The organism is Saonia sp. (assembly GCF_056326165.1).
On record NZ_JBWFBN010000004.1, the window covers coordinates 123,431 to 137,578 of the forward strand.

The window sequence follows — 14,148 nt, forward strand, 5'->3', positions numbered from 1 at the left end:
CTTATTAAAATTGTTGACCAATAATAAAGTGTGTTTGCCACCCACTAGGGCCTGATGATTGCCCCGAATAGTCCTGATCAAACCCGTATCCAAAATCTATTCCCAATAATCCAAAGGCGGGCATAAATATACGTAGCCCCACACCAGCGGATCTTTTTACTTGAAACGGATTAAATTCACTAAAATTGTTGAAAGAGTTCCCAGCTTCTAAAAAAGTAAGTGCATAAATAGAAGCAGATGGCTTTAAAGTAAGTGGATATCTTAATTCCAAAGAGAATTTATTATAGATTACACCACCTTCTTGCCTACCTGTTATTGGGTCCACAGGAGTTAAAGATTGATTTTCATATCCTCTTAGCTGTACCACATCTCTACCATCTAAGGTAAAGTTGCCCAAGCCGTCTCCACCTACAAAGAAACGTTCAAAAGGAACATCTCCAATATCTTGGTTATAATGTCCTAAAAATCCAAACTCTGTATTAGTCCTTAGTACCAATTTATCCACCAAGCGAGTATACCAATCTCCCTTAAATTTAATTTTATAAAATTCCAACCATTTGAATCGTTCTTCTTCCAATGTCTCCAAACGACGGTTAATTGCTGGAGCGGAAGGGTCATCTGGACCAACAATTCTAAGTTCACCTAAAAGCTCTTCACTTTCATCCTTAATAGATTTATAATCCTTACTTCCAAAGAGCGAAAATGGCGGTGTAAACTTAGCTGTGAATTCAAAATTGGAACCGGTCATAGGAAATATTCTACTTGGTCCAGAAGAGTTTCTAGAAAGTCCCACCGTATATGTTAAGGCATTTGCACTACCATTACCAAAGTTAAAAAGACCAATATTATAATTCCTAAAATCATATAATTGATACCCTAAAGAGTGAGAAACCGTAAAGAAATCATCTGGCCACTGTACCCTTTTTGCCAAACCTGCTGAAACCCCTGTGATAGAAAATTGCCTATCCTTGTTTACTTCCCTATTCAAGAAATCATATTGAAACTGTTGTGTTCTGGAAAATGAAAGGTTAAACCTCACAGGTTTTTTTCCTCCCAACCAAGGCTCAGAAAAGTTTAAACTATATACCCTAAAAGACCTACTTGCCTGTAATCGCAGGGCAAACGTTTGTCCATCTCCCATTGGCACTGGTTTATATGCTTCTCCATTAAAAAGATTTTGCATAGAAAAGTTACTAAAAGAAAGCCCTAGTGTACCAATAAAACCACCACCACCATAACCACCTTGCAACTCAATTTGACTAGAACCTGCTTCAACAAGACTATAATCTATATCTACAGTACCTGTATTAGGGTTGGGATTTTGAATATCTGGTTTAATGTTTTCAGCATCAAAAAAGCCAAGTTGCCCTAACTCTCTGATACTTCTAATAATATCTGACTTATTATACTTTTGACCAGGACGAGTCCTTAATTCCCTAAAGATAACATGGTCATTGGTTTTATCATTTCCATTTACAGTAACATGATCCAAGAAAGTTTCCTTTCCTTCAATAATTCTAATTTCAAAATTAATGGTGTCATTTTCGGCAGAAACCTCAACTGGATTTATAGAAGAGAATAAGTACCCATTGTTTTGATATAAATTGGTAATATCCTCAGCATCTGGCTTCGTATCATCTGCAATTCGTTTCTTTAATTGCACTCCGTTATACGTATTTCCTTTTTTTATTCCTAGAACTTGAGTCAATTGCCTATCTGTATAAACAGTATTACCCACAAAATCTATATCGCCAAAGTAGTATTTGTTACCCTCCTCTACTTTAATTTTTACATTGATATTATTCTCATCAACATTAATAACCGTATCGGATAAAACTCTGGCATCCCTATATCCATTTTCAGCGTATTTATCAACAAGAGAGGTTAAATCTTCATTGAAATCATCTTCAATGTACTTAGATTTTTTCCAAAACCTGTATAATTTTTTCTTCTTGGTCTTTTTAAGTGCTTTCTGTAATTTCTTAGCAGTTAGTTGCTCATTTCCTTCAAAAATTATATCACTGACTTTTACCTTATCCCCTTTGTGAACATTAATAACCATGTTTTGGGCATTGGTCTCAGATGTATCCACTGCCGTCGCAATAGTGACTTTAGTGTTTAGATATCCTTGTTTTTTATATTTATTCTGAAGGTAGTTCTTGGTATTGGCAATAAGACTTTCGGTAATTTTCTTTCCCTTTTTAAGATCGGTATCCTTAACTATTTCATTTACCTTTTTTTCTTTAACGCCATATACAGTAACATTAGATAGAGTGGGACGTTCTATAATGTTCAGCTCTAAGAATATTTTTTCGTCCTCAATATTAGTAATGTAAAAGGATATATCTGTGAAGAGTTCCAATCCCCATAGTTTATTGATTACAGCACTAATTTGTTCTCCTGGTATAGTTATAGGCTGCCCTACTCTTAAGCCTGTATACGTTTTTACCGTTTGCTCATTATAACTTTTTATTCCAGTCACCTCTAGACCACCAAGAATATAGCTTTTGCCATCTTCATAAGAAGTTTCCTGTGCCTTGGTACCTGTAGTAAATAAAAGGAAGGTTAATGTAAGTAAAAGTCCAATCGACATGGACTTTTTCATGTCGCTAATTGAGTTGTTCGCTAGTTTTTCCAAATCGTCTTTCTCTGTTCTGGTAATCTAAAATTGCCCCCACCAAATGGTGCTCACTAAAATCGGGCCAAAATACGTCAATAAAATGTAATTCTGCATATGCAATCTGCCAAAGTAAAAAATTGCTTATCCTATGTTCCCCACTGGTACGGACAAGCAAATCCACATCTGGTAAATTGTGCGTGTAAAGATGGTTATTAATAATGGTTTCGTCAATGTTTTCAGGAGAAATTATATTATTTTTAACTTTGATGCTTATCTCTCTAACAGCCATTTTAAGCTCTTCTCTAGAACCATAGCTTAGTGCCAAAGTTAGCGTCATTGCTGAGTTCTCAGCAGTTTTACGCATTACCTCACCTAATTCTATTTTGGCCTTACTTGGAAGGGAATCCAAATTACCAATGGCATTTAAACGTATGTTGTTTTTGTTAAGAGTTTTAACTTCTTTCTTTAAGGAAGAGACCAAAATATTCATAAGTGTATCCACTTCAAACTTAGGCCTATTCCAATTTTCTGTTGAAAAAGTATACAAGGTAAGATACTTAATTCCAATTCTAGCGCAGTTCTCAACTGTCTCTTTTACACGTTTTACACCATTTTCATGTCCAAAGACTCTTAATTTTCCTTTATTTTTTGCCCATCTTCCATTGCCATCCATAATAATAGCAAGATGTAAAGGCAATTTATTTTCATTTAAGTCTTCGATAGTATTCATATTATGTGCTACTCAAAACAATCTTGGCAAGGTTTTCTTCCAAAGGTATAAGTTAGTGTTAAACCAGAAAAAACATACCAATCATCACTAAAAATATTTCCAAATCTAAATTGTTCAAAGTTTGACCCTTCGGGATTGCTGCCATCCAGATTATCTGTAAAGGTATACCTAGCACCTATTTCTCCTCCAAAAATCAAAAATTGATTTATTCTTTTCTTAAAACCCACCGTCATGGGGATGGCAAACGAGCCATCTTTTTGACCAACATCTTGCAATTGGGCAGCATCAAAATAATGATATCCGTATCTAAAATAGGTTATTCCTGTATATAAATACGGCGTAAATGCCAGTCCTAGTTGATGCAAATTATAATCCACAAAATTAAACTCCAGTCCTGCGGATGCTTCCAAAATAGAATTATCAATTACATAACCTCTTTGCTGTCTAGATGACATGCTAGATTTTGAGTCATCAGCAGTAAAATTGCCATATATTACTGTTCCACGCCATGCATAACGCTTGCTAATGTTCCACTTTGCAACACCACCAAAAGCCACTCCAGAAGGTAAAATAAAATTGGTCTTACCTACATCACCAATATTATTGGCTCCACCTGCAAACAAACCTATTTCATAGGTTTGGGCTCCCATTTCTCCAAATACAAATAAAAGAATTGAAACAAATAAAAATCTCATTCTGTCTAAAAGTTTGCAAATATAACAATTCCAGTTATTTACCCTACTGAATTTGAAACATTCATATTCTCTCTTGATAAACAGCAATTAAGTTCATTTATTGCTCTAAGAGTTCTAATTACGCTTATCCTCGCCCCACAACAATTTGTTGCGGAGTGTCTTAAGAAAACTCTCCGAAGTATACTCAATCATCTTTACTGTAAAGTTGGCTTTTTTGATGATTATTTCTGTTCCATTTTCTAATGTAGCAATCCTAGAGTCTAAAGAAACCAAATGATTTTCCTCTCTACCAGAAACTTTTAATCTAATAATGGTACTGTCAGAAATAACCAAAGGTCTTGCGCTAAGATTGTGAGGTGCTATAGGTGTTAAAATAAAAGACTTTACAGTTGGCTCTATTACTGGGCCACCACAACTAAGTGAATATCCTGTTGACCCTGTTGGCGTTGCCACAATAAGACCATCTGCCCAATAGGAAGTTAAATATTCGTCATTTAAATGAGTTTCCACAGTAATCATGGATGTAGTATCCTTTCTACTTACAGTAACTTCATTCAATGCAAAATTCATTTTCTCAAAAGCATCGGTTTCTGGATTGGTATTTACCTCCACCAAACTCCTTTCTACAATATTATATGACCCTGATATAAATTCGGTCACTACCTTTCTTACATCTTCTTTTTTATAGGTTGATAAAAACCCTAATCTTCCTGTATTTACACCTACAATAGGAATTCCTAAATCCCTGACATATGTAATAGCCCTAAGTACCGTACCATCACCGCCAAAACTCACAAACATATCAAAAGAAGCATCTAATCCAGATAAACTTGTAAAAGTTTTAAAAGAACCAATATTTTTAATAACCAATAAATATTCTAAGAATTGATGCTCAAAATAGACCTCAGCATTCTCTTTTTTTAACTCATCCAATAACTCTACAACATACTCCAATGCTGTTTCATGGTAAGTTTGACCATAGATGGCAACTTTCATACTTGTTAAACGTTTAAATATTTATCAAGATAATCCGATCGCTGTTTTAAATCTTCTAAAAATTGATCGTCACTGTTCCCAAAAAGTATGCTGTAATTGTAACGTCTAAAAGTTTGGGTTACTTCATTAAGGTCCGTACTGCTTATTTTTAGGGTAATCTGCACAACATCATTATGTATATCCGTAATAAAACCACCTATTAATCTGGCATTATTGGTTTCAACAATTTGTGCAATCTCGCTAAATGAATAATCCTTTAATCCTTTGGCAACAACAAGAATGCCACCTGGCTCCTTAAAAAAAGGCGTATCAATAAACTCACTTATAATATCGCTAAGGTCATAGTAGCCTATCACCTTTTCGTTTTCACTTAAAACAGGAACAAGGTTTGTATTATTTCTTGCAAAAGTTTCCAAAACATCTAGCCACAAGGTTTCTTTTCTCACAAAAAAAGATTCCAAACTATATCTATAGTCACCAATCTTTTTACCCTCCTTTAAGTTATCCAAATCATCTTCACTTAACACACCTAAGAACCTATCCCCTTCTACAATAGCAACGTGACTATAAGTAGTATCCTTAAAAAACTGAATGACATCCTTTAAAGAATCATCCGCCTTAAAGACCCTAATTGTATTGAGTATGTATGATTGAATCTGCATAAACTTAAATTATAACGCAAAATACTAATTTAAAATATCAAAAGGCATGCCTTATTTGTATTTTTGCCTTCTCTTTTAGTAGATTTTTATATGACAAAACTTAGCGTTAACATTAACAAAATAGCAACATTGCGAAATTCTAGGGGTGGTAATGTTCCGAACCTTTTAAAAGTGGCATCCGATATAGAGCGTTTTGGTGCTCAAGGAATAACGGTACACCCCAGACCAGATGAGAGACATATTAAATACCAAGACACGAGGAATTTAAAGCAAATAATCACTACAGAATTCAATATAGAAGGCAATCCTGTTCCCAAGTTTATTGATTTGGTAATGGAAACAAAACCCGCACAAGTTACGCTAGTGCCTGATGCTGTAGATGCAATTACATCCAATGCAGGTTGGGATACCATAGAACATATAGATTTTCTAAAAGAGGTGATTTCAGATTTTAAACAGAACGGCATACGCACTTCCATATTTATAGACCCTGTGCAAAAAATGATTGAAGGCGCCGCAAAAACAGGTGCTGACCGAATTGAATTATACACAGAAAGTTATGCTGAAGGTTATTCTCAAAATAAAGAAATGGCCATTAAACCTTATACAAATGCTGCCATTTTCGCTAATGAATTAGGATTGGGAATCAATGCAGGGCATGACCTAAGTTTGGACAATATTGAATATTTTAAGAACAATATTCCCAATTTGTTGGAAGTATCAATTGGTCATGCATTAATATGTGAATCTCTTTATTTAGGGCTAGACAATGTTATAAACATGTACTTACACAAGTTAAAATAATGCAGCCATTACATTCAAAAATATTAGGAGAAGGAAAACCAATGCTAATTCTGCATGGTTTTTTAGGGATGTCCGATAATTGGAAAACTCTAGGTTCGCAATATGCGGAAAATGGGTTGGAAGTACATTTAATAGACCAAAGAAACCATGGAAAGAGTTTTCATTCAAAGGATTTTAATTATTCTATTCTTGCTGAAGACATAAAAAATTACATAGATGAGCATAGATTATCTGAAGTTATAGTTTTAGGACATTCTATGGGTGGCAAAACTGCTATGCAATTGGCCTGTATGCATTCAGAACTAGTTAAAAAATTAATAGTTGCCGATATTGGCCCAAAGCAATATCCGCCGCATCACCAACATATTATCAATGCACTAAATGAACTTCCTTTGAACAATATAGCTTCCAGAGGTGAAGCTGATTCTATATTAAGGGAGAAAATTACAGATTATGGCACTCGCCAATTTTTATTAAAAAACCTCTATTGGGTAGAAAAAGGAAAACTCGGCTTTAGAATGAACCTTGCCATCCTAAGCACAAAAATGAGTGAAATTGGCGAAGCACTATCAGATAATACTTTTTATAACAAACCAACTCTTTTTATAAAAGGAGGCAAGTCTGATTATATTTTAGCAGAAGATATCCCTAATATTAAAAAGCACTTCCCTTTGGCATCTATTGAAACCATTGCAAATACTGGACACTGGCTGCATGCTGAGAACCCATCACAGTTTTTGGAAACAACCTTGGATTTTATAAATCACTAAAAAAACATCTTTTTTTATTATGCATGCATAATTTTTACTCACTTTTATTGTGGATGTAATAAATTTGGTTAATTTTGAAAACCTTGATATAACAGTACATTATACTGTAAGTTAACTCAAACTTATATAAATGAAAAAACTAATTTCATTCTTTATTTTTTCTGGTCTTTTGTTCATTTCATGTAGTGATGATGATGAAATAATCACTGAACCAATTATAGATCCTGTACCTGTGGTTTACACAAATGGTTCTGCAGATTTTACCAACTATGTTTCCTTAGGGAATTCATTGACAGCAGGTTTCTCTGACAGTGCCCTGTTTATAGATGGGCAAACAGCTTCATATCCAAATATGTTAGCATCTAACTTTGAACTTGTTGGTGGTGGAGCGTTCACTATTCCATTCATGGCGGATAATTTAGGAGGTGCTACTTTAGGAGGGCAACCAATTCTAGGGAATAGACTTTTTTTGGACTTTACTTCAGGCTCGCCAACACCTACACCAGTTAGCGGAACAGGAACTACAGAAATATCCAATACACTATCCGGGCCATTTAACAACATGGGAGTTCCTGGAGCAAAAAGCTATCATTTGGCAGCACCAGGATATGGTAATATAGCTGGTGTAGCTGCAGGATTAGCAAATCCATATTTTGCAAGATTTGCTTCTGCCGCAGATGCCACTGTAATTGGTGATGCTATAGCACAAAATCCAACATTCTTTTCGCTTTGGATTGGCAATAATGATATTTTAGGTTTTGCAGTTTCAGGTGGTGATGGTGTTGACCAGGCTGGAAATTTAGACCCAAGCACTTATGGTGGAAATGACATAACTGACCCTAATGTTTTTGCAAGTGTATACAATGGGCTTTTACAAGCCCTTACAGCAAATGGTGCAGGAGGTGTTGTTGCCAATATTCCTGATGTTACTACAATTCCATATTTTACTACAGTTCCACACAATCCAGTTCCATTGGATGAAGCAACTACAGGGTTATTGAACGGTGCATATGCAGCTTATAATGGCGGGTTGGCACAATTACAAGGACTGGGGTTGATTACTGCTGATGAATTGGCTCAACGCACTATTTCATTTTCCCCTGGCGAAGGAAATGCAGTGGTTATAATAGATGAAGATTTAACAGATTTAACTGGTTTTAACCCTGCTTTGATTAATATGAGACAAGCCACAGCAGAGGATTTGTTGGTTTTTACCTCACAGACAATTATTGGAACTTTAGCTAACCCAGCAGACCCAACATCTATAAATGGAGTCGCTGTTCCATTGGCAGACAAATGGGTTCTTACACCACAAGAACAGGTAGCAGTAAAAACTGCACAAATAGCATATAACCAAACCATTGAGGCTTTGGCGCAACAATATGGTTTGGCTTTTGTTGATGCAGAGGGGGTTATGAACGAGCTTGCAGAAAATGGTTTCCAAATGCCCGATGGTAGCTCAGTTACTGCCATCTACGGAACAGGCGGTGGGTTTTCTTTAGATGGCGTGCATCCTTCCCCTAGAGGTTATGCAATACTAACACTCTTTTTTATTGATGCTATTAACACTAAATATGGCTCGGATTTACCAGGAGTTAATCCACTTGATTATACAGGGTTATACGTTAATTAATAAAATATATTCTTAATTTTAAGGCATCGAATATAATATTCGATGCCTTTTTATTTTAACCATAAATAGTATTCCCATGAAAATGATCTTAAGGATTTTATTAAGTGCATTGGCCGTAGTAATTTTATCAAAAGTATTGTCTGGGGTTGGGGTAGACTCTTATACCACAGCTATTATAGTTGCCATTGCTTTGGGATTACTTAACTTTTTAGTGAAACCTATCTTGGTATTTTTAACACTACCAGTAACCATTATAACCTTTGGGCTCTTCATTTTAATCATAAACGCCATTATTATTCTTTTGGCAGATTATTTTATAGATGGGTTTCAAGTGGCAAACATCTGGTGGGCGTTACTTTTTAGTCTGCTACTGTCTTTTCTTCAATCTATACTGTTTTCATTCTTAAAAGAAGACAAAAAAAAGTAAGTTACTATTTGGTATACAGTAGTTTAAAAACTTGTTGAACTTCATAAAATGTACTACTTTTGCAGCCCATTTTATTAAAAGCAAAACAAGAGATAGATGAATATTACCAAAGAGCAGATAGACGATTTAAATGCTGTTGTAAAAGTCGCCGTTACTAAAGACGATTACCAAGATAAGGTAGAAACCATTCTTAAAGATTATAGAAAACAAGCCAATATTCCAGGGTTTAGAAAGGGTCAAGTACCTATGGGTCTTATTAAAAAACAATATGGTAAAGCAGTATTGGTAGATGAGGTAAATAAATTATTGCAAGATAATCTTAACAAATACCTTACAGAAGAAAAATTGGATGTTCTTGGTAACCCTTTACCAAAACAACAAGACAATTTTGATTGGGATACCGAAGAGTTTGCTTTTGAGTTTGAACTTGGATTAGCTCCTAATTTTGAAGTTCCTTTAAAAACAAAAAAATCACTTATACACTACAATATAGTTGCAGACAAAAAAATGATTGATGAGCAAGTTGAACGTATTCAAAAGCAATATGGAAAACTTGCAAACAAATCTGAAGTTGGAAAAAAAGACGAAGTAATTGGTGTTTTTAAAAATGAAGCTGAAGAAATAGACAATAAAACCACAATTGAACTAGATAAGGTAAAGGCTAAAAAAGCAATGGAAAGCCTTTTAGGCAAAAAGGTAGGCAATGTTGTTTCTTTAAAAACAAAAGGGCTTTTTAAGGAGGATTATTTACTTTCTAGCGCTCTTGGAATTGATAGGGATAAGGCAGAAAAATTAAATATTGATATAGATTTCACCATTGAAGAAATTAATGAGAGAGAGCCTGCTGAGCTAAATCAGGACTTGTTTGATAAATTATTTGGCAAGGACAATGTTAAGTCTGAAGCTGAGATGAAGGCCAAAATAAAGGAAGATTCTGAAAAACAATTTGAACAACAATCTGACCAAAAGCTATTAAATGATATAACAGAGCATTTTATTTCTACTGTGAAGTTTGATTTGCCATCTGGATTCCTTAAAAAATGGATTCAAATGACAGGTGAAAACCCATTAACTGAAGAAGAAGCTAATGAGGAATATGAAAAATCTGAAAAAGGATTGCGTTATCAATTGATAGAAGGGAAAATTATCAAGGATAATAATATTGAAATTCAGTTTGATGAATTAAAAGAATTTGCCAAGGGGTTCATTAAATCTCAAATGGCTCAATATGGCCAATTAAATCCTGCCGAGGAAGAGTTAGACAATATTGCTGCAAGGGTTATGAGCAATCAAGATGAGGTAAAAAGATTGTCCGAACAATTAATGAGTCAAAAACTACTTAACCTATACAAAGAAAAGGTAAACTTAAAATCCAAGGAAATCACATATGAAAACTTTGTGAAAGAAGTATACGGGTAGTTTTCATAAATAAAATAAGTATCTTTACGGTGCCGAAGATGTTATTTTCGGCACCTTTTTTTTGTTAAAAAATCGATTTTAAACACATGGATTACGGTAAAGAATTCAAAAATTACGCAATAAAAGACCAAGGCATAAGCAGCATGTACTACGACAAAATAATGAGTAGTATGTATCCTGTAAATATGACCCCAAATATTATTGAAGAAAGACAATTAAATGCAATTGCAATGGATGTCTTTTCTAGATTAATGATGGATCGTATTATTTTTCTTGGAACAGGAATCAATGATCAGGTAGCAAACATTGTTCAGGCGCAATTACTTTTTTTGGAAAGTGCAGATGCAACAAAAGACATACAGATATATATTAACTCTCCTGGGGGCAGTGTATATGCGGGATTGGGAATTTACGACACCATGCAGTTCATTAAACCAGACGTAGCTACTATTTGTACAGGAATGGCAGCATCCATGGGGGCAGTACTTCTTTGTGCTGGTCAAAAGGGAAAACGTAGTGGGTTAACACATTCAAGGGTTATGATTCACCAACCTATGGGTGGAGCTCAAGGTCAGGCCAGTGATATAGAAATTACTGCTAGAGAGATATTAAAGCTCAAAGAAGAGTTATACGAAATCATAGCCAATCATTCTGGGCAATCAATTGACAAAGTGCACGATGATAGTGACAGGGATTATTGGATGAAGGCCGATGAAGCCAAAAAATATGGGATGATAGATGAGATTTTGGTAAGGGACAAAGGATAATTTCGACCAAATACCTTCGTAAAGCAAACCAAAAACAAATATTTTCCGTTATTGTAGTTAGAAATTATTCTTTTTTATGGCAAAAGAAAATTTAGAATGTTCTTTTTGTGGAAGAAAAAAACCAGAAACCAATCTTTTGATTGCTGGTTTGGATGCACACATTTGTGACCGATGCATAGAACAGGCTCATGGTATTGTTGCGGAGGAATCCAAGCAATCCAAAAATGATGATTTATCATCAGAATTAACACTAAAGAAGCCCAAGGAAATTAAGGCCTTTTTAGATACTTTTATTATTGGGCAAGAACGCACTAAAAAAGTTATGTCCGTAGCTGTATACAATCACTACAAAAGATTGTTGCAACCGTCCTCCAAAGAAGATGATATAGAAATTCAAAAAAGTAACATTGTAATGGTGGGACAAACGGGTACAGGCAAGACCTTAATGGCGAAAACCATTGCTCGCATGCTTAATGTTCCTTTGGCAATTGTGGATGCTACTGTTCTAACCGAAGCCGGTTATGTAGGTGAAGATGTAGAAAGTATACTTACTAGGTTGCTACAGGCAGCTGATTACAACTTGGAAAAAGCTGAACGAGGTATTGTTTTTATTGATGAAATTGATAAAATAGCACGCAAAAGTGATAACCCTTCCATTACCAGAGATGTATCTGGAGAAGGGGTACAACAAGGTTTATTAAAACTTTTAGAGGGCACAGTTGTTAATGTACCGCCTAAAGGAGGTAGAAAACATCCCGACCAAAAGTTTATTGAAGTTAATACAGAAAATATATTGTTCATTGCAGGTGGTGCCTTTGATGGAATTGAGCGTATTATCACCAAACGTCTTAATATGCAAGCTGTTGGCTATAGCGCCTCTAAGGTAGAGGACAATGTAGACAACACCAATATCCTCCAATATATTATTCCAAAGGATTTAAAAGAATTTGGGTTAATTCCAGAGATTATTGGAAGGTTACCCGTACTAACACATATGAATCCATTGGATGCAAAGACATTAAGGGCCATTCTCACAGAACCAAAGAATGCCATCATCAAACAATATGAGAAATTGTTTACTATGGATGGAATCTCCTTTAAAATTACAGAACAAGCCTTGGATTACATTGTACAAAAAGCTATTGAGTACAAATTAGGAGCAAGAGGATTGCGTTCTTTATGCGAAGCTATTTTCACCGATGCCATGTTTGAGCTACCAAGTAGTGAGGAAACTGAATTTAAGGTTACCAAACCTTATGCCGAGGAAAAGCTTTCCTACGAAACCATTAAAAAATTAAAAGCCGTTTCTTAGAAACGGCTTTTTAACTTTTATACTAATAAATTAATTTCTTACTCTTGAAATTGTTTGGTCATTACTTTTTCCAAGAGGTCTTTACTTACCTTTTGAATTATTTTTTCATCGCTATACAACTCGTGTCCAAAATTTGGAACAAATTCTATCCAAGAATTCGTCTTCTTGCACCAGTCATGTGAAGGCTTAAATGCATCATTTGCACCGTAAAGCAATTTAATTTCGCAATCTGGTTTCTCAGTTTCAAAGCGTATTCTTGTTGGAGATACTGCATTCAATGATTTCATTGGTAAGCCTTTAAGTCCAGCTTTCCACGCAATGGTGCCACCAGTACTAAAAGCCAAATAATGAGCTGCCTCAGTTTCTTTGCTTAATAAATGGGAAACAGCCGTATCTATTCCGCCATTCACAAATTCTTGATGAATGTTTTCTTTAGAATTTACTGTTAGATCAATATTGGCCAATTGTTGACAATCATAAAATGTAATATCATAATATTGTTGTAAGTAGCCAAGGTAAGAAGTAATCCAGAGGCCTTTTTTTACGCCCCACATGTCCGATAAAACGATTAATCGTTCAGCCATAATAGTAGTAGTTTAAAAATAATTATAGTTAATTTATATTCTAAAGGTGATTATTAAACGAGTGAAAATCATATTTATTTGTTTATCCGAAAAGATTCTTCGGTGTTAAGACCAAATACGCCCTTATAACGATAAATGGTTTAAGGCAAACAATCTTTCAGTTATTCCAAAGCTAGATACATTATTATTCATTCTAATGCAAAATCTTGTAATTAGCATGGTTTTAAATGAATTAGGGATGAATAATTGTGTGTTTGGTAAAACATTTCAATTAAAATAATTCTAATTTTCATTTACCAATCAACATCAATAGATGTATCACCTACAATTAGAGCGGCAATCAATATACCTCCCCCTATTGAAACAGGAATTGCAGCAGTTTTAACAGTTGAGAGCTTTCGCTTTTTTGCCCATAAAATCCTTTCTGTTGGAAGCATGACCATTCCTCCTGAGCTAGTCTTGCCAACCAAAATACTATCATTACGTATTGCCCTTATTTTATATTTGGTAGAATCCTTCATTAGCACCTTATATTTTTTCCCCATTACCATTTCATCATATCCATTCATATTTTTATAACTAAAACAACTAGTGAAAAGTACACATATGCCCAACATTAATAATTTGAATTTCATATCCCATATATTTATTGATTATTAGGAGTAAAATTAATTACCTCTCTTTATGAAATGTCCAAGATTCTTTAATATGGATAAATTAGGACAACTG

At 34.7% G+C, this 14,148-nt stretch carries 14 protein-coding genes; 7 read left to right on the top strand and 7 right to left on the bottom strand.

Features of this window, described 5'->3' with window-relative positions:
* Positions 1–4 precede the first annotated feature (4 nt).
* From AC000W_RS05670 to AC000W_RS05690, 5 genes are all read right to left on the bottom strand, one after another.
* Positions 5–2,605 (bottom strand): BamA/OMP85 family outer membrane protein, encoded by a 2,601-nt coding sequence (locus tag AC000W_RS05670; RefSeq protein ID WP_474746748.1) that lies wholly within the window; start codon positions 2,603–2,605, stop codon positions 5–7.
* Between the two features lie 4 nt (positions 2,606–2,609).
* Positions 2,610–3,350 (bottom strand): isoprenyl transferase, encoded by a 741-nt coding sequence (locus AC000W_RS05675; protein ID WP_474746750.1) that lies wholly within the window; start codon positions 3,348–3,350, stop codon positions 2,610–2,612.
* 8 nt (positions 3,351–3,358) lie between these two features.
* The gene (gene porG / locus AC000W_RS05680; RefSeq protein WP_474746751.1) at positions 3,359–4,045 is read right to left on the bottom strand and encodes a type IX secretion system protein PorG; all 687 of its coding nucleotides are present in this window, start codon (positions 4,043–4,045) and stop codon (positions 3,359–3,361) included.
* Positions 4,046–4,159: 114 nt separating this feature from the next.
* Complete coding sequence (locus tag AC000W_RS05685; protein WP_474746753.1) at positions 4,160–5,041, bottom strand: NAD kinase; 882 nt, start codon at positions 5,039–5,041, stop codon at positions 4,160–4,162.
* A 5-nt stretch (positions 5,042–5,046) separates the two neighbouring features.
* Positions 5,047–5,703, bottom strand: coding sequence for a CBS domain-containing protein (locus AC000W_RS05690; protein WP_474746754.1), 657 nt, complete (start codon positions 5,701–5,703; stop codon positions 5,047–5,049).
* A gap of 90 nt (positions 5,704–5,793) precedes the next feature.
* On the opposite strand from AC000W_RS05690, the gene AC000W_RS05695 reads away from it, so the two are divergent.
* From AC000W_RS05695 to clpX, 7 genes are all read left to right on the top strand, one after another.
* Complete coding sequence (locus AC000W_RS05695; protein ID WP_474746755.1) at positions 5,794–6,507, top strand: pyridoxine 5'-phosphate synthase; 714 nt, start codon at positions 5,794–5,796, stop codon at positions 6,505–6,507.
* Entirely contained in the window at positions 6,507–7,277 is a 771-nt protein-coding gene (locus AC000W_RS05700) for an alpha/beta fold hydrolase (RefSeq protein ID WP_474746757.1), read from the top strand. The genes AC000W_RS05695 and AC000W_RS05700 overlap by 1 nt, the downstream gene beginning before the upstream one ends.
* 130 nt (positions 7,278–7,407) lie before the next feature.
* Positions 7,408–8,910: an SGNH/GDSL hydrolase family protein gene (locus tag AC000W_RS05705; protein ID WP_474746758.1), complete on the top strand. Its 1,503-nt coding sequence runs from the start codon at positions 7,408–7,410 to the stop codon at positions 8,908–8,910.
* Positions 8,911–8,986: 76 nt separating this feature from the next.
* On the top strand, positions 8,987–9,337 hold the full coding sequence (locus AC000W_RS05710) for a phage holin family protein (RefSeq protein ID WP_474746759.1): 351 nt from the start codon (positions 8,987–8,989) through the stop codon (positions 9,335–9,337).
* 96 nt (positions 9,338–9,433) lie between these two features.
* The gene (gene tig, locus AC000W_RS05715; protein WP_474746761.1) at positions 9,434–10,756 is read left to right on the top strand and encodes a trigger factor; all 1,323 of its coding nucleotides are present in this window, start codon (positions 9,434–9,436) and stop codon (positions 10,754–10,756) included.
* A gap of 86 nt (positions 10,757–10,842) precedes the next feature.
* Positions 10,843–11,523, top strand: a complete 681-nt coding sequence (gene clpP, locus AC000W_RS05720; RefSeq protein ID WP_474746762.1) for an ATP-dependent Clp endopeptidase proteolytic subunit ClpP — start codon at positions 10,843–10,845, stop codon at positions 11,521–11,523.
* A gap of 76 nt (positions 11,524–11,599) precedes the next feature.
* Positions 11,600–12,835, top strand: coding sequence for an ATP-dependent Clp protease ATP-binding subunit ClpX (gene clpX / locus AC000W_RS05725; protein ID WP_474746764.1), 1,236 nt, complete (start codon positions 11,600–11,602; stop codon positions 12,833–12,835).
* Between the two features lie 38 nt (positions 12,836–12,873).
* On the opposite strand, the gene AC000W_RS05730 is transcribed toward clpX, so the two are convergent.
* Positions 12,874–13,419, bottom strand: coding sequence for a hypothetical protein (locus AC000W_RS05730; protein WP_474746765.1), 546 nt, complete (start codon positions 13,417–13,419; stop codon positions 12,874–12,876).
* Positions 13,420–13,712: 293 nt separating this feature from the next.
* Positions 13,713–14,054 (bottom strand): hypothetical protein, encoded by a 342-nt coding sequence (locus AC000W_RS05735; protein ID WP_474746766.1) that lies wholly within the window; start codon positions 14,052–14,054, stop codon positions 13,713–13,715.
* Between the last annotated feature and the right edge of the window lie 94 nt (positions 14,055–14,148).